The following is a 20,800-nucleotide window of genomic DNA, read 5'->3' as shown; positions in this document are numbered from 1 at the left end:
GGACCCTACGGAGGTCCGCTTGGCGCCGGACTGCACCAGAACTGGACGCGGGCCCCCGGCTGCTCCAGTGCCGGTGCAGCCGCATGACCAGCGCGGTTCTCTAGCGTCAGGACTCGATTCCGGATCCCCGGCGGCGGTGTGAGGAGACGTGGATGAGCGCACCCGAGCGTGCCCCGGCGGTATCGCTGCCGCTGGCCCAGCCCTCGATCACCGAACCACCGGCGGACTACGCCCGGCTGCAGGCGGAGAACCCGGTGGCCAGGGTGGTCACCGAGAACGGCACGCACGCCTGGATGGTGACCCGCTACGAGGACGTCCGGTTCGTGCTCGCCGATCCCCGCTTCAGCATCCGCTTCGCCGGCGCGGCCGGGGACAACGCCGAGGACGGGCCGGAGGAGTCGCTGTTCCAGGATCCGCCGGGGCACAGCCGGTTGCGCCGCCTGGTCGGCCGGGCCTTCACCGCCCGCCGGATGGCCGAGCTGCGACCCGCGGTGCGGCGTACCGCCGAACGGCTGGCCGAGGCGATGGCGCGGGACTACCCGCCTGCCGAACTGGTCACCGACTTCGCCTTTCCGTTGTCCATCAACGTGATCAGCGAACTGCTCGGCGTGCCCACGCCGGACCGGGCGGAGTTCCGCGCCTGGTCCGAAGCCGTGGTCAGCATGACCGCGCACACCCCCGAGCAGATCGGCGCGGCCTGGCAGAACCTCAACGGCTACGTGGCCGAACTCATCGAGGCCAAGCGCCAGGAACCCGGCAGCGACCTGATGAGCGCGCTGATCGAGGTGCGGGACACCGACGACGACCGGCTCAGCACCGGGGAACTGCGCACCATGGCGGTCACCCTGCTGGTGGCCGGACATGTCAGCACGGTCAACGCGATCACCCTGGGCATGCTCACCCTGCTGACCAACCGCGCCCAGTACGACCGCCTGGTCGCCGATCCCGGGCTGATCGAGGGCGCGGTGGAGGAGATCCTGCGCTGCCAGTTCGGCAAACGCGGCCTGATGCGCATCGCCAAGGAGGACGTGCCGCTGGGTTCGGCGCTGATCCGCAAGGGCGACACCGTCTTCGCCGAGCTGGGCGCGGCCAACTGTGACGCGGAGCTGTTCGCCGAACCGGCCCGCTTCGACATCACCCGGCCGGACAACCCGCACCTGGCCTTCGGCCACGGCATCCACCACTGCCTGGGCGCCGCGCTGGGCCGGATGGAACTCCAGGTCACCCTGGAGGTGCTCAGCTCGGCCTTCCCGTTGCTGCGGACCGTGCTGCCGGTGGAACGCATCCCGATGCGCACCGGCCTGCTCGACCAGAGCCCAGCCGCCCTGCTCGTGACCTGGTAACGAAGGAGACGCCGATGGGGGCACCGCCCTTCCCGTTCGCCCGCCCGTCCGTCACCGAACCGCCGGTGGAGTACGCGCGGCTGCGGGCCCAGGAGCCGGTCAGCCGGGTCACCACCAACTCCGGGGAACCGGCCTGGCTGGTCACCCGGTACGAGGACATCCGTTTTGTGCTCTCGGATCTGCGCTTCGGCGTGCGCGCGCCGGGTGCGGCCGCGGCCACCGAGGACTCGCTGTTCCAGGACCCGCCGGGACACACCCGGTTGCGGCGGCTGGTGTCCAAGGCGTTCACCGTGCGCGGGGTGGAAGCCTTGCGCCCCAAGGTGCAGGACCTGGCCAAGCGACTCGCCGGGGATCTGGCAGCGGCCGGACCGCCCGCGGACCTGGTGGAGATCTTCGCCTTCCCGATGTCCATCGGGGTGATCACCGAACTGCTCGGCGTGCCAGTGGTCGACCAGGCCGACTTCCGGCGCTGGTCGGAGGCGATCCTGTCGCTGGACGCGTTCAGCCAGGAGGAGGTGATGGCCGCGGGCAAGAGCCTGGACGAGTACTGCGCCGGGCTGATCGCGGACAAACAACGCAACCCCGGGCCGGACCTGTTGAGCGACCTCATCTCGGTGCGGGAAGAGGACAACGACCGGCTCAACGAACGGGAACTGCTCACCATGGCGGAGAGCATCCTGATCGCCGGGTACGTCACCGCTGGCAACACCATCGGTCTGGGCGCGCTCACCCTGCTCACCCACCCGCAGGACTACCTCGACCTGGTCGAGGACCCGTCGCTGGTGCCCGGCGCGATCGAGGAGATCCTGCGCTACGCCTCGGAAATCGGCGGCCTGGTGCGGATCGCGCAGGAGGACGTGCGGATCGGCGAGGTGCTGATCAAGGCCGGGGACACCGTGATCGCGCCACCGGCCTGCGCCAACCGGGACGAGCAACGATTCCCGGACTCCGGCCGCTTCGACCGCACCCGCCCGGCCAACCTGCACCTGGCCTTCGGGCACGGCGTGCACCACTGCCTGGGCGCCGCGGTCGGACGGCTCGAACTCCAAGAAGCCTTCACCGCGCTGACCCAGACCTTCCCCACCCTGCGGCTGGCCGTGCCAGTGGCGGAACTCCCGCAACGAGCCGGCCTGCTCGACCAGGGCCCCAGCGCGCTGCCGGTCGCCTGGTGAGCACGCACTGTCTACTTCGGACACTGAGGTGAGGACGGAGCCCATGACGCGGACACGGGTGTGGCTGATCCAGCAGGGAATCTGGGAAATGGCCCTGGAATCCATGCCGCTGGCCGCCGGGTACCTCAAGGCGACCGCGTTGCAGGACGAGCGGCTGGCCGCCGCCATGGACATCCGGATCATCAACTTCGACGGCGGCAAAACCCTCTTCGGCATGGCCAGCGAACTCTTCGCCGAAGAGGCGCCGGACATCATCGCCTTCTCCGTGCTGGGCTGGAACTACCGGTCCTTCGCCGCGCTGGCCGAGACCTTCAAACAGATCAACCCGGACGGCTGGGTGGTCTTCGGCGGCAACCACGTGGCCAACCAGGCCAAACGGGTCTTCGGCATGTTCCCGGACGTGGACATCGTGGTCAACGGCGAGGGCGAGCTGACCTTCTGCGACATCCTGCACGCGCACCTGGACGGCAAGGCCCGCAACGAACTCGGCGGCATCCTGGGCATCTCCTTCCAGTCCGGCTACGGCGGATTCGTCACCACCGAGGAACGCCCGCGCATCGAGGACCTGGACACCATCGCCTCCCCGGTGCTCACCGGCACCCTGGAACTCACCGACGACGAGGGCAACTTCCGCTACGACGTGGCGCTGATGGAGACCAACCGCGGCTGCCCCTACCGCTGCTCCTTCTGCTACTGGGGCGGCGCGGTCGGGCAGCGGGTGCGGGCCTTCTCCCGGGAACGGCTGCGCCAGGAAGTGGAGCTGTTCGCCAAGCACAAGGTGCACACCATCGTCATGTGCGACGCCAACTTCGGCATGCTGCCCATCGACCTGGAATTCGTCGAGGACGTCATCGAGATCCGGCAACGGCTCGGTTTCCCCAAGAGCATCGAGACCTCCTGGGCCAAGAACAAGTCCAAGCTCTTCTACCAGATCGTCAGCGCCATGAAGGAAGCCGGGCTGCACAGCTCCTTCACCCTGGCGTTGCAAACCCTCAACCCCGATGCCCTAGAAGGCATGCAGCGGCGCAACATGAAGGTCAACGACTGGGAGAGCCTGGCCGAATGGCTCGGCAAGGAAGGCATGGCCTGCTACGCCGAACTGATCTGGGGCGCGCCGGGGGAGACCGTCGAGTCCTTCATGGAAGGCTATGACCGGCTGGCCAACCACGTCTCCCGGGTCGCGGTCTACCCGATGCTGATCCTGCCCAACACCGCCTACGCGGAAAAACGGGCCGAACACGGGCTGATCACCGTGCGCGGCAACAACGACGACTTCATGTACCTCATCGCGCACAACACGATGACCCCGCAGGACAACCGGTACATGCATCGGTTCATCTTCTTCTCCCGCCTGGTCGCGGAGAACCCGGTGTTCCGCTTCCTGTGGGGCCCGCTGCGCGAACTCGGCGGCATCACCCAGTCCGAGACCATCCGCTCGCTGATCGACTGGTTCGAGCGCAGCACCCATCCGGCGGCCGAACCCTTCCAGCACGGGCTGAACAGCTCCTTCACCGACTCCGATGTGCTCGGCCCGGTGGTGGAGTACGTCTACGGCACCGTGGAGGCCAAGGAAGAGCTGCGCCGCTGGTGGCGCGAGTCGCTGCTGCCGAGGGTGCCGAGCGAGCACGCGACCCTGCTGGACACCGCGTTCGAGTACGACCTGCTCACCCTGCCCGCCTACAGCAGTCCCGGCCGGGAGCCCTCGCCGTTGTACGCCAACGAAACCCTGCCGCTGGTGGAGGTCGAAGGCGACCTGTTCCACGTGCGCCATCACATCACGCTGGCCTGTGACGTGCCCGCGATGTGCCTGGCGCTGCGCCGCGGCGAGTCCTACGCGCACACCGTGGGCGAGCAGGAAACCTCGCTGTACTACAAGGCGGGCGCCCGCAACTTCGTGACCTCCACCAACCACGAGGAGATCGTCTACTACATGGGCAGGCTGGCGCGGGAGATGTTCAGTGACAACCGGAGAGGCGTGGTATCCCATGACTGACCGTTACACGTATATGGCCCAGTACCACGAACTCTTCGCCCTGCCGTACAAGGAACCCACCCAGCGTGCGGTGGCCAAGGCGGTGGCCGATTGCGCCAACGGCGTGCTGGAGATGGGCGCCGGCACCGGACTGGTCACCGAGACCATCGCCGATGCCAGTGCCGGCGAGGTGTTCGCGGTCGAACCGGCCGCGCCGATGCGCGCCGTGCTGATGTCCCGGCTGGCCCGCAGGCCCGATCTGCAGCGCCGGGTCACCGTCATGCCGATGAGCGCGCTGGAAGTGCGGTTGCCGGTGCGGGTGGACGCGGTAGTGCTGATCAGCATGCTGCTCTGCTTCTCCCCGGCAGAGCGGCAGAAACTCTGGCAGGTCTGCGCGGATTCGCTCAACCCCGGCGGATTGTTGTTGCAGGACCGGCCCGAACCCTCCTCCGCCGAGGCCATCCCGCCCGCCGCGGGCAGCCTCCAGGTCGGCCGGGCCCGCTACGACATCGAGTACGAGGGCCGCCCGGTGCGCGAGGGCGTGCTGCGGCTGAGCTGGTCCTACCGGATCACCGTCGGCGACGAGCCGGGGATCGAGGAACGCGAGGAGATCGACGCCTACCCGGTGACCGAATCGGAACTGGACGCCGAACTGGCCGCGGCCGGGTTCGACCGGGCCGACGCGCCGGACGATCTGCTGGGCTGGCGCCTGCGATGACCGCCGATCCCGCCACCCAGGCGCGGGCCTTCCCCTTCGTCGTGGAAGGCCTGCGCCTGGACCCGCTCTATGACCGGCTGCGCCGGGAGGAACCGGTGCTGCGGGTGCGCCTGCCCTTCGGCGAACAGGCCTGGCTGGTCACCCGCTACCAGGACGCCAAATTCGTGCTGGTCGACCAGCGGTTCTCCCGGGAGGCCATGCACGGCCGGGACGTGCCGCGCTCCATGCCCTACAACTCCACCACCGGCATCGTGACCATGGACCCGCCGCAGCACAGCCGGGTACGCACCCTGGTCGCCCGCGCCTTCACCCAGCGCCGGGCGGAAGCCTTGCGCCCCAGGACGATCGAGGTCGCCGAGAGCCTCCTGGACGACCTGGTCGCCGCCGGTCCGGTGCAGGACCTGGTGGCGGGTTACTCGCTGCCGCTGACCAACACGGTGATCTCGGAGGTGCTCGGCATCCCGCGGGATGATCAGGACCAGTTCCGCGAATGGTCGGACCTGGCCCTGTCCTCAGCGGTCAGTCCCGAGCGATCCGAGGAGGTCGCCGGGCAGATGTGGGACTATTTGGAGGGTTTGCTGCGCCGCCGCCGCACCGAACGCACCGACGACGTGCTCGGCGCGATGGTCACCAAGGGCGAGGCCGACCTTTCCGAGCCGGAACTGATCATGCTGGCGATGACCGTGCTGGTCGCCGGGTACGAGACCACGGCCTCGCACATCCCCAACTTCGCCTTCGTGCTGCTCACCAACCAGGACCTGCTCGACGCCCTGCGCGGCGACCCGGAACTGATGCCGGCCGCGGTGGAGGAACTCCTCCGCTGGGTGCCCCTGGAAGCAGGCGCCGGGCTGCCCCGGTACGCCACCGAGGACGTCGAAGTGGGCGGGGTGCTCATCCGCGCCGGTGAACCGGTGCTGGTGGATCCCGCCGCGGCCAACCACGATCCGGCGGCGTTTGGCTGTCCGGAGCGGGTGGACTTCCACCGTCCGGAGAACCCGCACCTGGCCTTCAGCCACGGCCCGCACCACTGCCTGGGCGCCTCGGTGGCCCGGATGGTGCTGCAGGTCGCGCTGGACCGGCTGCTGGCCCGCCTGCCCGAATTGCACCTGGCGGTGCCCGCGGACGAGCTGGTGTGGAAGACCCAGCAGCTCATCCGCGGGCTGACCGCGCTGCCGGTGGCCTGGCGGGCGGCCACCAGTCCACCGAACCATCCAGCGCCCGCGCGGTGACACTGCTCGGCAGCAGCCCGCCGAGCCGGATGCCCAGATTGCGCGCGGCCACCGCCGGCGGCCAGGTCCACTGGCCGGCCAGCCCCACCCGGCGGGACCGGCGGGCCAGCGCCACCGCCCGCGGCAGCCGGATCGCGGTGTACCCGGCCAGGGCCGCGGCCAGCTCTGATTCCCTGGCAGCTGGCAGCAACAGACCGAGGGTCACCGCGTCCTCCATGGCCAGGCAGGCCGGTCCGATGTTGGGGGTCATGGCATGCGCGGCGTCACCGACCAGCACGATCCGTCCACTGTGGAATGTCGGAAGTGGACGGACCAGCTCGGCCACATCGTGGTGCAGCACCTCACCCGGTCGCACCGCGGCCAGCAGGTCCGGGATCGGCGCGTGCCAGTTCCCGAAGCGGGCCAGCACCTCGGCGCGTTCGTCCCTGGCGCGTTGCCGGGGCGGCGCGACCGAGTTCGCGGACAGGTGCAGCAGGCCGTCAGGCAGGTGCATCACGCCGAAACGGGTGCCGCGGCCCCAGGTCTCGGTGGCCGCCACCGGATAGTCCGGCATCGGCACCACCATCCGCCAGCTGGTGTAGCCGGCGTAGACCGGCCCGGGATGCGCCGGGAACAGCGCACTCCGCAGCTTGGACCCGATGCCGTCGGCAGCCACCACCAGCTGCGCGGTCAGCTCGCCGAGTGTGGTGCGCACCAAGGAAAGCCGGTCGTGACCACCCGGGGTGGCCGAGGTGACGGTGACCCCGGTGCGCAGTGTTCCCTCGGGCAGCGCGTTGGCCAGCAGCGTGATCAGGTCCCGCCGGTGCAGGCCGAGCACCGGGTCCCCGAAGCGGGCCCGGATGAAGGCCAGGTCCGAGCGGGCCAGCCAGCGACCGTCCTGACGGCGGATGCCGCCGGTCTCCTGCACCGCACCCCGGTCCCGCACCGCGTCACCCAGACCGAGCACATCCAAGGCGCGCAAGGCATTCGGGGTCAGACCGAGCCCGGCGCCCAGTGGTTCCAGCACCGGGTCGCGGTCGAAGACCCGCACCCGCCAGCCCGCCTGACTCAGCGCCACCGCGGCGGTGAGTCCGGCCACCCCGGCCCCGGCGATCACCGCGAGCGGGGTCATGACCGTTGTCCTGGAAGGGAGTCCGTGTGAACGCCCGACGGGTCCTGCTGGCCCACCTGGAGATCTGCCGCCCCGACTCGATGTTCTACGCCGGGCTGGTCGGCCTGGCCGGGGCCGTGCTGGCCGCCCGCCTTGGCCAGACCGACCCGGAGACCTGGCGGTTGTTCGCCGCCTGGGCCGCGCCCACCTGCGGCTGGATCGCGTCGCTGTACGGCGGCGACTACTTCGACCGCGAACTGGACGCCACCGCCAAACCACACCGCCCCATCCCGTCCGGCCGGATGAGCCCGCGCACCGCGTTCACCGGCATGGTCCTCACCATCGCGCTCGGCCTGGTGTTCGCCATCGTGCTCAACCCGCTCAATCTGGTGCTCGGCGCGATCGCGGTGGTGTCCGGCATTTCCTACAGCCGCACCTTCAAAGCCCGTGGCATCGCCGGGAACCTGATGCGCGGGGTGCCGACCGCACTGGCCTTCCTGGTGGGCACCACGGCGAGCACCGCGATACCACCGTGGGAGCTGCTGCCGCTGGCACTGGCGTTCTGGCTGCACGATTCGGCCTCCAACCTGGTCGGCGCGCTCTGCGACACCGACAGCGACCGCGAAGGCGGCTACCGGACCTACCCGGTGCGCCACGGCGACGCCGCCTCGCTGCGTTTGCTGACTGTCCTCAATGGACTCTGGATCGCCCTGGCCGTCGGCTGGCCACTGGTGCTGGCCGGACAGCTGGACCTGGGCTGGCTCTGGCCGTTCCTGGCCCTGGCCCTGCCCCTGTGCGTACTCTGCCAACTCCGCCTCACCCGGGCCCCCCGCCCGATCCCGCGCCTGGCCGCGTTGAAGGCCCACGAAATCCTGGTCGGCGAACGCCTGATCCTGGCCACCGGCTTCATCGCCGCCGCCGGCCGCCCCGCCCTCGCACTCGCCGTCCTCCTCCCCGCCGCCCTGCTCACCACCGTGGCCCGCGCGATCATGCGCCAACGCGACCACCCCACCCTCCGCCGCTGACCCCACCCCGAGTGTCGGCCGTTCTCGTACGCCGAGTTGGCCCAACTCGTACGCCAAGTTGGCCGAAGTGGGCGTACCGGTTGGGCCAACTCGGTGTCCCACTTCGGCCGACACTCGGGGAGGGGGGTTAACGGTCGCGGTCGATGGCGAGCTGGCCGAACAGGGCCAGGCGGTCGCGGCTGGGGGAGGGGGGCAGGCGGAGCAGGGCGGTGCCGGAGGCTTCGGCGTAGTGCCAGGCCATTTTGCTCGCCGCGGCCAGCGCGCCGGTGCGGTCCAGGATGTCCAGGATCAGTTCGTGCCGGTGGCCCAGGTCCTCCTCGCCGGTGAGGGCCTGCCGCAACAGCCTGCGCTCGGGGTGGCCGCCGTTGCGGTAGGCCAGGATCACCGGCAGGGTCAGCCTGCCGTTGCGGCTGTCGCTGGTGTTGTCCTTGCCCATTTCCTCGGTGGTGTTGGTGTAGCCCAGGATGTCGTCCTGGATCTGGAACGCGGTGCCCAGCGCCAGCGCGTACCGGGACAGCGCCTCCACCTCCTCCGGCGTGCCCCCGGCCAGGATCGCGCCGCTCTCGCAAGCGCCCTGGAAGAACGCGGCCGTCTTGAGCCGGATCATGGTCAGGTAGGAGTCCAGGTCGAAGCGCAGGCCCCGGCACAGCTCCTCCTCCATGCTCTGCCCCCGGCAGAGGTCCAGCCCGCAGCGCGCCACCGCCTCCAGCGCGGCGGCCACCCGGCTGTCCGGCACCCCGGTCCACCGGCATTCGGCCAGCCCGGCGAACAGGTCGAAGATCAGCGCGTCCCCGGCCACGATCGCGTTGCCCGCGCCGAACCGGCTGTGCACCGACCGGCGGCCGCGGCGCAGCTCGTCGCCGTCGATGATGTCGTCGTGGATCAGGCTGGCCACGTGCCCGCACTCCGCGCCGACCGCGGCCGGCAGCACCATCTCGGCCGAACCGCCCACCGCGCAGGCGGATTCCAGCAGCAGGATCGGCCGGAACAACTTGCCCGAGGGCACCAGCGCGTAGTGGCACATGGTGCTGAGCAGGCTGGACGTGCGGGACCAGCGGGTGCGCAACTTCTCTTCGGCGGCCTCGGCCAGCCCGGCCAGCACCAGCTCGGGTCGGGGATCAGCGGACTGCATGTTGTGCTCCTCACCTGGTCCGGAAAGCCGTGCGGCGGTGCAGGACCACCTCCGCCCCTCGGGCGGGCGCGAGCACCGGGCCACGGGCCCGCTGCCGTTCCGGTCCCGGGGCCGCCGCCCGGGGCCGGGTCCGCGCCAGCACGGTGGCGATCACCGTGCGCATGGTGGTCATGGCGAAGGCCGCGCCGAGGCACCGGTGCGGCCCGCCGCCGAAGGGCAGGAACAACTCCGGTCCCGGCGGCTGATCGAGGAAGCGTTCCGGCCGGAACGCCGCCGGTTCGGGGTAGCGCTCCGGGCTGGAGTGCAGCAGGCCAAGGGAAAGCGCGAGCATGATCCCGGCGGGCAGCCGGTAACCGCCGATGGTGGCCGGTGCGGCCAGGATCCGGGCGATGTCCCCGACCACCGGCCGCACCCGCAGCGTCTCGTTGATCACCGCGTCCAGGTAGGTGTACTCACCGGCGTCCAGCTCGCTTTCCAAGCGGGCCAACGATTCCGGGTGCCGGACCAGACGCTCGAAGGCCCAGGACAGCGTGGTCGCGGTGGTCTCGTGGCCGACCGCGAGCACGGTGATCAGGTTGTCCCGCAACTCCTCGTCGGTGGCCGGCTGCCCGTCGGCGTGCCGCATCCGCAGCAGCAGCGAGAGCACATCGGTGCTGTCGGTGTCCTCGCGGCGGCGCCGGGCGATCTCGGCGAAGAGGATCTCGTCCACCGCGTCCCGCACCCTGGCGAACTTGCCGCCAGGGCTCCACCGACCCCAGTCCTTGCGCAGCAACGGGAACAGCACCACCGCCGGGTTCATGTGCAGCAGCTGCGGCACCAGTGCGCGCAACCCGGCCAGCCGGCGCAGATCGGTGATGCCGAAGACCACCCGCATCATGATCTCCAGGGTGAGGTGCTGCATCCGCGGCATCAACCGCACCGGCACCCCGGCCGGCCAGTCCCGCACCGCCTCGGCGGTGATCTCGGCGATGGTGTCCTGGTAGGCGGCCACGCTGGGGCCGCGAAAGGGCGGCAGCAGCACCTGGCGGCAGCGCACGTGTTCCGGTCCGTCCAGCAACAGCACCGACCGCGGCCCGACCACGAAGTCCATGACGCGGTTGGCGTCCCCGGCCAGCAGGGTGGAGGACTCCGCGGTCACCGCACGCCGGATCACCGCCGGATCGGCCGCGCACACCACGGTGCCGACCGGGAAGACCTTGATGGTGAACAGATCCCCGTATTTTCGGCGGCAGGATTCGGCGAAGGCCAGTGGCCGCACCGCGGAGAGCACGGTCTGCGCGAGCACCGGCGTGCGCGGACCCGGCGGGAGCCCGGTCATGCCCGCTCGGCCTGGCGCAGCCACCGGGCCAGCGCGCGCAGCGTGTAGGTGTGGGTGATCAGGTCGTCGCTGTAGCAGAGGTCCTCGAAGTACAGTCCGGTCGGCGCGGGCGCCCAGCTGCCCTGCTCGTCCTGCCGGGCCAGCAGCCAGTCCACCGCGCGCAGCACCCGCGGGTCCCACGGCGATTCCCCGGCCCGCAGCAGCGAGTACACCGCCCACGCGGTCTCCTCGGCGGTCTCACCCGGCGCACTGGTCTGCACGGTCAGCGGCCAGCCACCGGAAGGCGCCTGGTTGTCCCACAGCCACTGCTTGGCCCGCTGTGCCACCGGATCCCGCGGGATGCCGAGTTCGGCGTAGGTCTCCAGCACCTTGGCAGTGCCGTGCGTGCCGTCCCGGAACCACAGCGAGGGCAGCGAGCCATCCGGCAACTGGTCCTTCTGGTACCAGCGCAGCGCGCGATCGACCGGCGCCCAGCGCGAGCGTGGCTCGTTGTGCTGGTGCATGGCCATCAGCACGTGCGCGGTGACCCCGGTGCACGGTTTGTCGTTGAGGATGAAGGAATTCCGCACCCACTCCGACCAGGAGCCGTTGCGGTTCTGCCGCACCCGCAGCCAGCGCAGTCCGGCCGCCACCCCGGGGTGCTCGCGGTCCAGACCCAGCAGGCCGAGGGTGGACAGGACCACCGCGGTGTCCTCGGATTCCGGCCAGCCCGAGGGCACGTTCCAGGACCAGCCACCCGCCGGGATCTTCAACGGGCGGAACGGCTCGGTCCACTGGGTGGAGAGCAGCCAGTCCCTGGTGGGCCGCAACCGAGGGTCGGCGGCCACGTCGGTGTGCTCGGCCAGTGCGTGCACGGCGTAGCAGGTCACCGCGATCTCCAGGTCGCGGTCGATGGCCCAGGAGCCGTCCTCGCGCTGGGTGTCGAGCAGGTAGTCCAGCGAACCCTGTTGCAGGTCAGGGCCGAGGTCGGCGGCCTGCAACCCGAGGAAGATCAGCGCGGAGAGCATCGGGCACTCCTCCACGCCGCCGTTGGGCGCCATCACCGCCCGCAGCCAGGCCAGCGCTCGCGGCTGGGCCAGGCGTTGCAGCAGTCGTCGTGGGGGACTGGCCGGCAGCACCCTGGCCTGCATCAGGCCGAGGGCGAGCACCGCGGGCATGCCGATGGAGACCTTGTTGCGCAGCTTGGGCGGCAGCAACATCACCTCCACCGGCAGCGTCGGCTGCTCGGTGATGTCCCGCAGTCCCACCAGCGACAGCGCGAACGGCGCGGCCGCGGGCCAGGTTTTCGGGCCGGGGCCGCGCATGCCGGGGATGACCGCGTCGGTGCCGTTGGCCTCGATGAAGGCGAACCCCTTGGCGATTCGCTCGCGGTTGCCCTCCGGGTCCAGCTCGTGGCAGGCGGCGATGGCGAAGGCGGTCATGCCGGGACTGCTCGGCGGGTGCGCGTCGGCCATGCTCCAGCCGCCGTCGGCGCGCTGGTGGGCGCGCAGCCAGGCCAGGCCCCGATCCAGGCGCTCCCGATAGCGTTCCCGGTCGGCCTTGGCCAGGGCCAGCAAACCCAGTGCGGTGGAGACCGTGGAGGAGGAAAGCCGGTCCGTCCAGGCGCCGTCCGGGCGTTGCCGCGTATACAAATGATCGACGGCCTTGTGCACGCCCGCGCTCGCGCGCCCGGTCAGCTCCGTGGAATTCACAACTGGCTCGTTCACAAAAACCATGCGCGGCCACCCCAATTTGCCGATGTTTCAGGTAAGGAGCCCGGTCATTACCGTACCGAGATCGCCTGGCCGCCCGGCTGGACCGGAACTGGAGCCCGTCACCCGTCTGCCTGCCTCCCTGCAACAGGCCCTGACCTGGGGTGTTGCCGGAGGTTCTGCATTCGGCTGCACCCGGCTGCAGCAGTGCAAACGCGGTGGAGGGCAGCGGGCCGCGAACCTTAAGATCACGATAACCGGATTATTTCGATGCAATCAACTAACTGAGATCAGCGGCGAGCATAGTCAATGCGTCCGCGCTCTGGCAGTATTGGCCACTTGTTGAGGTCGTGCGGTGGTCGGAGGACATAACGCCAGGGCTGGGGGCTGCGGGCGTGACATTGGAACATGGTTCGTTAAGCAGGAGATCAGACGGAGAACTACGGGACGGACGAGCCGAGGTCAGCCTCCGGCGAGAACAGGTCCGGCCACGTGGCGGCACCCCGCCTCGTGGCCGAAAACCGCTACGGCTGAACATCCTCGGCCCGCTCACCGTCTACCAGGCACACCGCCAGGTGGACATCGGTCCGCTCAAACAACGATGTCTGTTGGGCCTGCTGGCCCTGCAACCCGATCGGGTGGTCACCCGGGACGAGATCATCGACGTCCTCTGGGGCGTCAACCCACCGCGCACCTGCGCCGGACTGGTGCACTCCTACGTCTCCCGGCTGCGTCGCGGCCTGCAACCCGGCCGCGAGGGCCGGGCCAGAGGATCGGTGATCACCGCGGTCCGCGACGGCTACCGGATGCCGGTGGAAGCCGGTCAGCTGGACCTGCTGGAATTCGACGAGCTGGTGCACCACGCCGAACGTGCCGCCGAGGACGCGGGCGCGGCGCTGGAACTGTTCGACTCGGCCCTGCACCGCTGGCGCGGCCCGGTGCTGGTCGATCTCGGATCCCGGCTGCGCCAGCATCCGGCCGCGATCGCACTGTCCCAGCGCCGCCTGGCCGCACTGCTCACCTATACCGATCTGTCCATCGCCCTGGGCAGGCACGAACCCGCGGTGGAACGGCTGCGCCCACTGGCGCACGACGAACCACTGCACGAGGGGCTGCACGCCCGGCTGATGCTCGCCCTGGCCGGCTGCGGCAGGCAGGCCGAGGCGCTGCGGCTGTTCACCGAGATCCGGGCCCGGCTGGCCGAGGAACTGGGCGTGGGTCCCGGCGCGGAGATCCAGGAGGCGCACCTGCGGGTGCTGCGCGGCGAGCTGCCGCTGCCCCCGGTCACCGTTTCCCGTGCCACACCAAGGGATCCGGGCGCCCCGGTACCCACCCAGCTGCCCAGTGACACCCCGGGCCTGGCCGGACGGGACCGGTACCTGGCCCAGCTGGACGCCTTCCTCGCCGGGGCGGACAACACCGGCGCGGGCACGGTCAACGCCGCGGCCATCGTCGGCGCGGCCGGGGTCGGCAAGACCACCCTGGCCGTGCACTGGGCACACCGGGCCAGCGGTCGCTTCCCGGACGGCCAGCTCTTCGTCAACCTGCACGGCAACGCCCCGGTCTCGGCCAGCCGCGTGCTGGCCCGATTCCTGCGCGCCCTCGGCGTCCCCGCCGATGAGGTCCCGGCCGAGGCCGATGAGGCCGCCGCCCTCTACCGCACCCTGCTGGCCAGCCGCAAAGTGCTGGTAGTACTGGACAACGCCGCCCACCCCGCCCAGATCCGCCCCCTGCTGCCGGGCAGCCCGAGCTGCTTCGTGGTGATCACCAGCAGACACCGCCTCGGCAGCCTGGCCGCCAGCGACGGCGCCCACCTGCTCGACCTGGACGTGCTCAGCCCGGTCGACTCCCTGCGGGCCCTGGCCCGCATGCTCGGCCCCGACCGGGTCCGCGCCGAACCCAAGGCAGCGGCCGAACTCACCCGCCTCTGCGCCCACCTCCCACTCGCGCTCAGTGCCGCCGCCGCCAACCTGGTCAACCACCCCCACCACCGCATCGCCGACTATGTTCTGGCCCTGCACAACGGAAACCGCCTGGCCGCCCTGGAAGTCGACAGCGACCAGCACCTGTCCCTGCGGGCCGCCTTCGATCACTCCTACGGCACCCTGGACCTGCCCACCCAACGCCTGTTCCGCCGCTTGAGCCTGGTGCACGGCGGTTTCTCCGGCGAAACCGTCGCCGCCCTCATCGACGGCACCTCCCACGACGCCGACCACATGCTCGACCGCCTCGCCGCCCAGCACCTCATCCGAGCCGCCCCCGCGGGCAGCTACACCCTGGACGATCTACTCCGCCTCTACGCCACCGAACGCGCTCAGGCCGAGGACGCCTGAGCCCGGCGCGCGCCGGGACGGTTCCCCACCGGGGGCGGGCACACCTGCCGAGTTGACGGGCAGGCCCGCTCCCGGGGAGGACGGCGATCCTTCGAGGAGTTGCGCGAGCGCGCCTCGATGCCGGAGCCCACACTCACCCGCGAACTGGCGAAGCTGACCCGGGACGAGCGGGTCGTGCGATTCAGTTCGCTGCGCGTTGCGGCGCTGCGGGCCACCCGGGCCGGCCGGCCGGATTTCGAGTTCCGGCTCCGGGCCGGCTGCGCCGAGTCCAGGATCTACCGCACCACCTACCTCGACCGGTTCTTCTGCGGACCTCTTATTGCAACCTAGTTGCAACAGCACGGATGCGCGGTTAGGGTCCGCCTGAACCGAGAGGACACGCCGCATGACCGATCTGATCCGCCGCTGGCAGCAGGGCTGGAGCGCATGCCGGGGCTGGGCGCCACCGGTGGAGTCCCACGGCGCCCTGGACTTCCTGCTCGGCCAGCCCGACCGCCACCGCGAACTGATCACCCTGCACGTCGACGCGGTCCCCGACTCAGTCCGCCCGCTGGCCGATGTCGTTGCCACCCAAGAAAAACCAACCCTGCTCACCGTCCCGACGCACCACCCCGACGAGGTCGAACAGGTGCTGCGCGAGGCCGGCCTGACCCTGCGGGCCTACCGCGAATGGATCATGACCAGGGAAGTGGCCACGCACCCACAACGCCCCGCTCCCGCCGGATACACCTGTCAGACCACGGTGACCGGCCGGGTGATCTCGGTCGAGGTCCGGCACGAGTCCGGGGACCTCGCCGCCAGCGGCCTGGCCGCCGTGATCGGCACGGACACCGTCCCGGACAAGATCGTGACCACCGACGCACACCGCCGCCGCGGCCTGGGCAGCGTGGTGATGGGCGCCCTGATGACCGAGGCGGCGAACCAGGGCGCCAGCACCGGGATCCTGTTCGCCAGCCCGGATGGCGAGCGGCTCTACACCGCCCTGGGCTGGGTCACGGAGGCAACAGTGGTCATGGCCACCAGCCCCCGCCACGCAGCCTGACCCGGTCCCGCGCCCCGGCCTGGTCGCGCGCCCCGACCAACTGTTCGGTCGGCGCGCGCGAGACCAGCCTGCGTCCCGCGTCTCGACCAACCGTTCGGTCGGGACGTCGAGCCAGCCCACGTCGCCCGACCTACCGTTCGGTCGGCGCGCCGAACCAGCGGGTGAGTGCGGCCCGCAGCCCACTGTCCCCGGCGCCCGCCCAGCACACGTGCCCATCCGGCCGGACCAGCACCGCACCCCGCCAGGCAACGGCCTTCGCCTGCACCTGATCAACCCGATCAGTCCAGCCCTCAACCGTGGCCGGGCTGCCTTCGTCAAACCGCAGCAGCAGCCCGCGACCCGCGTGACTCAGCGCCGCAACCCGGTCCGCCCCACCATCGGCCACCAGGTCCAGATCCGGCATCCGTCGGCCAATCAGGTCGTCCTCGGTCTCGGCCACGGTGTAGCGGATGTCCAGGCCGGAGACCATGCCGGACAGGTGCCGGTTGACCTCGGGCAGCCGCAGCAGCCCGGTCATCAGTTCGCGCAACGCCGCCACGTCCGCGGCGCTGCCCGGGTTGAGCAGCACGCCCTGGGCCTGGGTGTTGGCCAGCACGCCGGCCGCGACCGGGTGACGCTCGGCCTGGTAGGTGTCCAGCAGCCCCTCGGCCGCCCGACCGGTCAGCTGGGCGGCGAGTTTCCAGCCCAGGTTCATCGCGTCCTGGACGCCCAGGTTGACGCCCTGGCCGCCGACCGGGAGGTGGATGTGCGCGGCGTCGCCGGCGAAGAAGACCCGGCCGGCGCGGTAGTCCGTCAGTTGGCGGGAGGCGTCGGAGAAGCGGGAGGCAGCGCGGATCTCGGTCAGGTCCACCTCCGGTCCGTACACCGCCTGCAGTGCGGCGCGCGCTTCCGCCTCGGTGACCGGTCGGTCCCTGGGCGGGCTCGGCTCGGTGAAGTTGCCGAAGATGAACCGGTAGACCCCGTCGCCCAGGGGGTGCAGCACGGTCCAATAGCCGTTGGCGCCGCGGACCATCTCGCTGAAGTGGCGACCGCCTTCGCGCATGCCTACCGGCCGGTCGGTAAGGACGACATCGGCGACCACCGAGCGGACCGTGGCGGGTTGACCGGGGAAGGCCATGCCGAGGTGTTTGCGCACCGTGCTGTGCGCGCCGTCGCAGGCCACCACGTAGTCCGCGTGCAGGGTGTCCCCGGCGGCGGTGCTGACCTGCACGCCGTCCTCGCGCTGGCTGACCGCGACCACTTCCGCGCCGCGCCGCACCGTGCCGCCGCCCGCGATCACCCGCTGTTCCAGGAAACCCTCCAGCCGCCCCTGGGAGACCGGCACCGGCGCGGCGTAGCGGGTCTGCCACGGCGTGCAGTCCAGGGGGACTGGCAGCGCGGCGAAGTGGCCGCCGATCAAGCCGGTCAGCGGCACCCCGTCCAGCAGTGGCGCGAGCAGTCCGCGCAGGTCCAGCACCTCGGCGGTGCGCGGCTGGAGGCTGCCCGCCCTGGACTGGGGGTTCGGCTCGGTCAGTCGTTCCAGCACCAGCGTGGACACCCCGGCCAGCACCAGCTCGTGCGCCAGCATCAGCCCGGTCGGTCCGGCGCCCACGACGATCACCTGAGTCCGCATGACACTCCCTTCAAAAGGTCCACTCGGTATCAAGATATACCAGGTGTACTTATGCCCTGGGTGCACGAGTTGGCTAGGATGTGCCAATGGGCGAACCAGCAGGGCTGCGCGAGCGGAAGAAGCAGCGGACCCGCGAGGCCATCGCGGAAGCGGCCATCGCGCTGTTCCTGGATCGCGGCTTCGACCAGGTCTCGGTGGCCGAGGTGGCCGCGGCGGCCGAGGTCTCCAAGCGCACCCTGTTCAAGTACTTCCCGAGCAAGGAAGACCTGGTCGTACAGCGTTTCGCCGACCATCAGGACGAGTCGGCGCGGTACGTGCGGGCCCGGGTGGCGGGGGAGTCGCCGCTGGCCGCGCTGGAGCGGGGCTGGCTGGACGCGCTGGAGCGCCAGGACCCGAACACCGGGCTGTGCGACCTGCCCGAGGTGGTCCGGTTCTACCGGCTGATCACCGGCACCGAGAGCCTGACCGCCCGGTTGCGCCGCTACGTCGAGGAATCCGCGGCCCTGCTGGCCGACGCGTTGGTGGCGGCCGGCTACCCGCCCCGGCGCGCGCGACTGGTCGCGGTGCAGGCCGGTGCCCTGGAAACGTTGCTGATGCAGGAGAACTCGGTCCAGATCGCGGCGGGACGGTCGGCGGCGGAGGTGTATCCGGAGGCGGTGGCGGCGCTCACCGAGGCGTTCGCGCTGCTGCGTACGGGGGCTGAACCGCCCCGATAGTGGCCCGACCTCGGCGGCGCCCGCCGAGGTCGGGCCCGTCGGCAGTGGCGCACGTTAGGTGGCTGAGCTGCTGTTTCAGCTGTCGCGGTGACCGTCTACGACTTGTCGACGAGCTGTTGACAGGTGCCGGGTTTCCTGATCCCACGGCGCTATCGGGAGCGTCGATGATGGAGAAGGGCACCATCGATGAGCGTGGCCACGATCAGCAGGACAGTCGAGACGACGACAGGACAGCCTGGGCTGGACCGGATCGCGGTGGCCGTGCACGCGGCCGACCGGCGACTGGCCGACCAGCTCGAACCAGCGCTCGCGGTGCCGCGCGAACTGTGTCTTCTCGCGGCAAGTGAGAGCGCTCTCGCAGATGTGGTGCTGGTCATCAGTGAAATGGTCACCGACTCCCTGGTTGGTGAGCTGATCGCGATGTCGGCGGCCGCGCGGCGCCACGGCCAGTGCTTCGTGCTGGTCGCGGGTCCGCTGCGGGAACGTCACCTGCCGCGGCTCTTCGGCGCCGGGGTGGTCAGCATCCTGCCGTACCGGGATGTCACCGCCCACCAGGTTGTCCGGACCGTGCTGGCCAGCCACAGCGGTCAGGCGGTGCTGCCCGCCGGCCTGACCCGCTGGCTGGTCGAGGAAACCCGGTTCATGCGGACCAACCTGCTGGCCACCCAGGGAGTGACCGCGGGCGGCCTGACCGTCCGGGAGGTCGAGGTGATCCGGCTGATCGCCCAGGGCGAGGAAACCGCTGGAATCGCCAGCCGCCTCAGCTATTCGGAACGAACCATCAAAAAAATCGTCAAGGACCTGATGTCCCGTCTCGACCTGCGCAACCGGGCGCACGCCGTCTCCTACGCGCTGCGCGTTGGCGCGATCTGAGGGCCGCGTGCACCACGGCACAGCCCTGGTGCACGCGGCCAGACCGGCGGAATGCCCTTTCGAGCGCATTTCGCGGCCGAAAGGGCATTCCCTGGGGCTAAATCAGCTGCACTCGAATGACATGTCATCCAGTCGGACGAATTTCCCGGCGCCCGAGTTGTTGCCGAAAATGGCCTGGACGTAGACCTTGTTCACGCCGTTGAGGTCCAGCGGCGGCGTGATGACGCGCTGGTAACTGCCATCGTTGAGCCAGGGCGCGGTGGTGCCCAGCAGCCGCCAGCCGTTGGGGTCCCAGACCTGGAGTTCGACCTGCGCGCCACGGGGGCCCGGGTGCGCGGCGTCGGCCACCGGGTTGCCCCAGATGCTGGCCTTGCAGCTGGACTTGGGCCAGCTGGCGATGTTGATGGGCAGCCGGACCGAGGAATGGCCGTGCGCCGACCACAGGAAAGCGTTGTTGCGGCCGGTGCGGGCCGTGCCCTGACCGTAGTTGCCCTCGGCCCTGGCATCGCCTTCCGAGCCCTTCTCCCACCGGGTCCACGGGTCGCCCTCGAAGCCGTCGGAGTGACTCGCGGCGGCCGGTCCGGCGGTGGCCGCGCCCGCGGCGCCGGTGAGCAGTGCCACGGCGGCTGCCGCGGTCATGAACAGCGAACCCAATCGAGCCAAACGCATGAGATTTCCCCTTTTTCGCTGAGAAAATCTGCTGCCTTGCGGCTCACCCAGAATGTCCCGGCGGAATCCGCTGGAAAAGAATTCGGTCCGCTGAGTGGACCGCTGTTATCGTCGCCGCCGAGTCAGGGAGGCAATGTGGGCCGGGGTGTGCTGGAAGGCGCGTTCTTGTTGCTTGAGGAGATCCTCGACACCGAGGAGTGCGGGCTCAGCGAACTGGCCGCCCGGACCGGGTTGCCCAAGGCCACCGTGCACCGCCTGCTGGACCAGCTCGTCCGGCTGGGCGCGGTGCAGCGCAGCGAGGGCCGGTACCGGATGGGCGCGCGGATGTTCCGCTTCGGCACCGGCTGGCGCAGCGGTGCGGACCTGCGCGCGGCGGCGCTGCACCCGTTGCGGCAGTTGGCATCCGCCCTGCCCGGCGCCGGGGTGAGCGTGGCAGTGCCGGACGGTGAGGACACCCTGATCCTCGGTGCGTTGGGCGGGGAGACCGATGACGTGGTGCCACTGCGCGCCGGGCTGAAGTACCCCGCGGAGGGCCTCTGGCGGGTGCTGATCCGGTCGGCGGGCGAGGGGGACGGGGTGCTGCGCGTGCCCGAGGCCACCTGCGCGCAGGAGCTGGCCGGAGTCAGCGCGGTCGTGCGGACGCGGTCGGGAGAAGTCTGCGGAGCGGTGTCCGCCTGGGTGCTCGACCAGCGGCGACTGCCCGCCATGAGCGCGGTGGTGCGGCATACCGCGGGTCTGGTCAGCGGACAGCTCGCCCGGATCCGGCGACCGACCTGGCCGCTGAACTCCTAGAGCGCGGACACCGCACGCCGATTAGGCTGATCGGCCCATTCTGGTACTACGATTGGCCCCCGGTTCGTAGCTC

General features: G+C 70.5%; 18 protein-coding genes. 12 read left to right on the top strand and 6 right to left on the bottom strand.

The window, feature by feature from the left end:
* Window positions 1–152: 152 nt before the first annotated feature.
* Genes MZC64_RS15665 through MZC64_RS15645 form a run of 5 tightly spaced genes read left to right on the top strand, consistent with a single transcriptional unit; the run spans window position 153 to window position 6,434 of the window.
* Window positions 153–1,343, top strand: coding sequence for a cytochrome P450 (locus MZC64_RS15665; protein ID WP_247756333.1), 1,191 nt, complete (start codon window positions 153–155; stop codon window positions 1,341–1,343).
* Window positions 1,344–1,357: 14 nt separating this feature from the next.
* On the top strand, window positions 1,358–2,515 hold the full coding sequence (locus tag MZC64_RS15660; protein ID WP_247756335.1) for a cytochrome P450: 1,158 nt from the start codon (window positions 1,358–1,360) through the stop codon (window positions 2,513–2,515).
* A gap of 43 nt (window positions 2,516–2,558) precedes the next feature.
* Window positions 2,559–4,508 (top strand): KedN5 family methylcobalamin-dependent radical SAM C-methyltransferase, encoded by a 1,950-nt coding sequence (locus tag MZC64_RS15655; protein WP_247756336.1) that lies wholly within the window; start codon window positions 2,559–2,561, stop codon window positions 4,506–4,508.
* A complete protein-coding gene (locus MZC64_RS15650; protein ID WP_247756338.1) occupies window positions 4,501–5,205 on the top strand; it encodes a class I SAM-dependent methyltransferase in 705 nt (234 codons plus the stop codon). The genes MZC64_RS15655 and MZC64_RS15650 overlap by 8 nt, the downstream gene beginning before the upstream one ends.
* Window positions 5,202–6,434, top strand: coding sequence for a cytochrome P450 (locus tag MZC64_RS15645; RefSeq protein WP_247756340.1), 1,233 nt, complete (start codon window positions 5,202–5,204; stop codon window positions 6,432–6,434). Before MZC64_RS15650 ends, MZC64_RS15645 begins: the two co-directional genes overlap by 4 nt.
* Here the strand turns inward: MZC64_RS15645 and MZC64_RS15640 are convergent.
* The gene (locus tag MZC64_RS15640; protein WP_247756342.1) at window positions 6,355–7,545 is read right to left on the bottom strand and encodes an FAD-dependent monooxygenase; all 1,191 of its coding nucleotides are present in this window, start codon (window positions 7,543–7,545) and stop codon (window positions 6,355–6,357) included. The genes MZC64_RS15645 and MZC64_RS15640 overlap by 80 nt on opposite strands.
* Before the next feature lie 26 nt (window positions 7,546–7,571).
* Between MZC64_RS15640 and MZC64_RS15635 the strand changes: the two genes are divergently transcribed.
* Window positions 7,572–8,549: a UbiA family prenyltransferase gene (locus MZC64_RS15635; RefSeq protein ID WP_247756344.1), complete on the top strand. Its 978-nt coding sequence runs from the start codon at window positions 7,572–7,574 to the stop codon at window positions 8,547–8,549.
* A gap of 127 nt (window positions 8,550–8,676) precedes the next feature.
* On the opposite strand, the gene MZC64_RS15630 is transcribed toward MZC64_RS15635, so the two are convergent.
* The 3 genes from MZC64_RS15630 to MZC64_RS15620 are packed head-to-tail and all read right to left on the bottom strand — an operon-like array spanning window position 8,677 to window position 12,690.
* On the bottom strand, window positions 8,677–9,681 hold the full coding sequence (locus MZC64_RS15630; protein ID WP_247756346.1) for a polyprenyl synthetase family protein: 1,005 nt from the start codon (window positions 9,679–9,681) through the stop codon (window positions 8,677–8,679).
* A gap of 10 nt (window positions 9,682–9,691) precedes the next feature.
* Window positions 9,692–10,999, bottom strand: coding sequence for a cytochrome P450 (locus MZC64_RS15625; RefSeq protein WP_247756347.1), 1,308 nt, complete (start codon window positions 10,997–10,999; stop codon window positions 9,692–9,694).
* Window positions 10,996–12,690, bottom strand: a complete 1,695-nt coding sequence (locus tag MZC64_RS15620) for a prenyltransferase/squalene oxidase repeat-containing protein (protein ID WP_247756349.1) — start codon at window positions 12,688–12,690, stop codon at window positions 10,996–10,998. The genes MZC64_RS15625 and MZC64_RS15620 overlap by 4 nt, the downstream gene beginning before the upstream one ends.
* A 575-nt stretch (window positions 12,691–13,265) precedes the next feature.
* On the opposite strand from MZC64_RS15620, the gene MZC64_RS15615 reads away from it, so the two are divergent.
* The 3 genes from MZC64_RS15615 to MZC64_RS15605 all read left to right on the top strand — a co-directional run bounded on the left by MZC64_RS15615 (window position 13,266) and on the right by MZC64_RS15605 (window position 16,065).
* Window positions 13,266–15,023 carry an AfsR/SARP family transcriptional regulator gene (locus MZC64_RS15615; protein ID WP_247756351.1) on the top strand — a complete coding sequence of 586 codons (1,758 nt, stop codon included), beginning with the start codon at window positions 13,266–13,268 and terminating at the stop codon, window positions 15,021–15,023.
* 117 nt (window positions 15,024–15,140) lie between these two features.
* The gene (locus MZC64_RS15610) at window positions 15,141–15,353 is read left to right on the top strand and encodes a hypothetical protein (RefSeq protein ID WP_247756353.1); all 213 of its coding nucleotides are present in this window, start codon (window positions 15,141–15,143) and stop codon (window positions 15,351–15,353) included.
* 55 nt (window positions 15,354–15,408) lie between these two features.
* On the top strand, window positions 15,409–16,065 hold the full coding sequence (locus MZC64_RS15605; RefSeq protein WP_247756355.1) for a GNAT family N-acetyltransferase: 657 nt from the start codon (window positions 15,409–15,411) through the stop codon (window positions 16,063–16,065).
* A 130-nt stretch (window positions 16,066–16,195) separates the two neighbouring features.
* Here the strand turns inward: MZC64_RS15605 and MZC64_RS15600 are convergent, their stop codons facing one another.
* On the bottom strand, window positions 16,196–17,677 hold the full coding sequence (locus MZC64_RS15600) for an FAD-dependent oxidoreductase (RefSeq protein WP_247756356.1): 1,482 nt from the start codon (window positions 17,675–17,677) through the stop codon (window positions 16,196–16,198).
* An 86-nt stretch (window positions 17,678–17,763) separates the two neighbouring features.
* Here MZC64_RS15600 and MZC64_RS15595 point away from each other — a divergent pair, with 86 nt between their 5' ends.
* Window positions 17,764–18,393, top strand: a complete 630-nt coding sequence (locus MZC64_RS15595) for a TetR/AcrR family transcriptional regulator (protein WP_247756358.1) — start codon at window positions 17,764–17,766, stop codon at window positions 18,391–18,393.
* A gap of 192 nt (window positions 18,394–18,585) precedes the next feature.
* Entirely contained in the window at window positions 18,586–19,266 is a 681-nt protein-coding gene (locus MZC64_RS48675; protein ID WP_247756360.1) for a LuxR C-terminal-related transcriptional regulator, read from the top strand.
* Window positions 19,267–19,368: 102 nt separating this feature from the next.
* Here the strand turns inward: MZC64_RS48675 and MZC64_RS15585 are convergent, their stop codons facing one another.
* A complete protein-coding gene (locus tag MZC64_RS15585; RefSeq protein WP_247756361.1) occupies window positions 19,369–19,935 on the bottom strand; it encodes a hypothetical protein in 567 nt (188 codons plus the stop codon).
* A 135-nt stretch (window positions 19,936–20,070) separates the two neighbouring features.
* On the opposite strand from MZC64_RS15585, the gene MZC64_RS15580 reads away from it, so the two are divergent.
* Window positions 20,071–20,727 (top strand): helix-turn-helix domain-containing protein, encoded by a 657-nt coding sequence (locus MZC64_RS15580; protein WP_247756362.1) that lies wholly within the window; start codon window positions 20,071–20,073, stop codon window positions 20,725–20,727.
* The last annotated feature ends 73 nt before the right edge of the window (window positions 20,728–20,800 follow it).

The organism is Crossiella sp. S99.2 (assembly GCF_023094165.1).
Taxonomy (GTDB): Bacteria; Actinomycetota; Actinomycetes; order Mycobacteriales; family Pseudonocardiaceae; genus Crossiella.
Note: the sequence above shows the minus strand (reverse complement) of the source record. Positions and strands in the feature narration are given on the sequence as shown.

Excerpts from the sequence above, each read along its gene's own strand:
- MZC64_RS15625 (WP_247756347.1), bottom strand. The coding sequence starts at position 10,999 with ATGACCGGGCTCCCGCCGGGTCCGCGCACGCCGGTGCTCGCGCAGACC.
- MZC64_RS15610 (WP_247756353.1), top strand. The coding sequence starts at position 15,141 with ATGCCGGAGCCCACACTCACCCGCGAACTGGCGAAGCTGACCCGGGAC.
- MZC64_RS15600 (WP_247756356.1), bottom strand. The coding sequence starts at position 17,677 with ATGCGGACTCAGGTGATCGTCGTGGGCGCCGGACCGACCGGGCTGATG.
- MZC64_RS15660 (WP_247756335.1), top strand. The coding sequence starts at position 1,358 with ATGGGGGCACCGCCCTTCCCGTTCGCCCGCCCGTCCGTCACCGAACCG.
- MZC64_RS15665 (WP_247756333.1), top strand. The coding sequence starts at position 153 with ATGAGCGCACCCGAGCGTGCCCCGGCGGTATCGCTGCCGCTGGCCCAG.
- MZC64_RS15640 (WP_247756342.1), bottom strand. The coding sequence starts at position 7,545 with ATGACCCCGCTCGCGGTGATCGCCGGGGCCGGGGTGGCCGGACTCACC.
- MZC64_RS15650 (WP_247756338.1), top strand. The coding sequence starts at position 4,501 with ATGACTGACCGTTACACGTATATGGCCCAGTACCACGAACTCTTCGCC.
- MZC64_RS15605 (WP_247756355.1), top strand. The coding sequence starts at position 15,409 with ATGACCGATCTGATCCGCCGCTGGCAGCAGGGCTGGAGCGCATGCCGG.
- MZC64_RS15645 (WP_247756340.1), top strand. The coding sequence starts at position 5,202 with ATGACCGCCGATCCCGCCACCCAGGCGCGGGCCTTCCCCTTCGTCGTG.
- MZC64_RS15655 (WP_247756336.1), top strand. The coding sequence starts at position 2,559 with ATGACGCGGACACGGGTGTGGCTGATCCAGCAGGGAATCTGGGAAATG.
- MZC64_RS15585 (WP_247756361.1), bottom strand. The coding sequence starts at position 19,935 with ATGCGTTTGGCTCGATTGGGTTCGCTGTTCATGACCGCGGCAGCCGCC.
- MZC64_RS15630 (WP_247756346.1), bottom strand. The coding sequence starts at position 9,681 with ATGCAGTCCGCTGATCCCCGACCCGAGCTGGTGCTGGCCGGGCTGGCC.
- MZC64_RS15595 (WP_247756358.1), top strand. The coding sequence starts at position 17,764 with ATGGGCGAACCAGCAGGGCTGCGCGAGCGGAAGAAGCAGCGGACCCGC.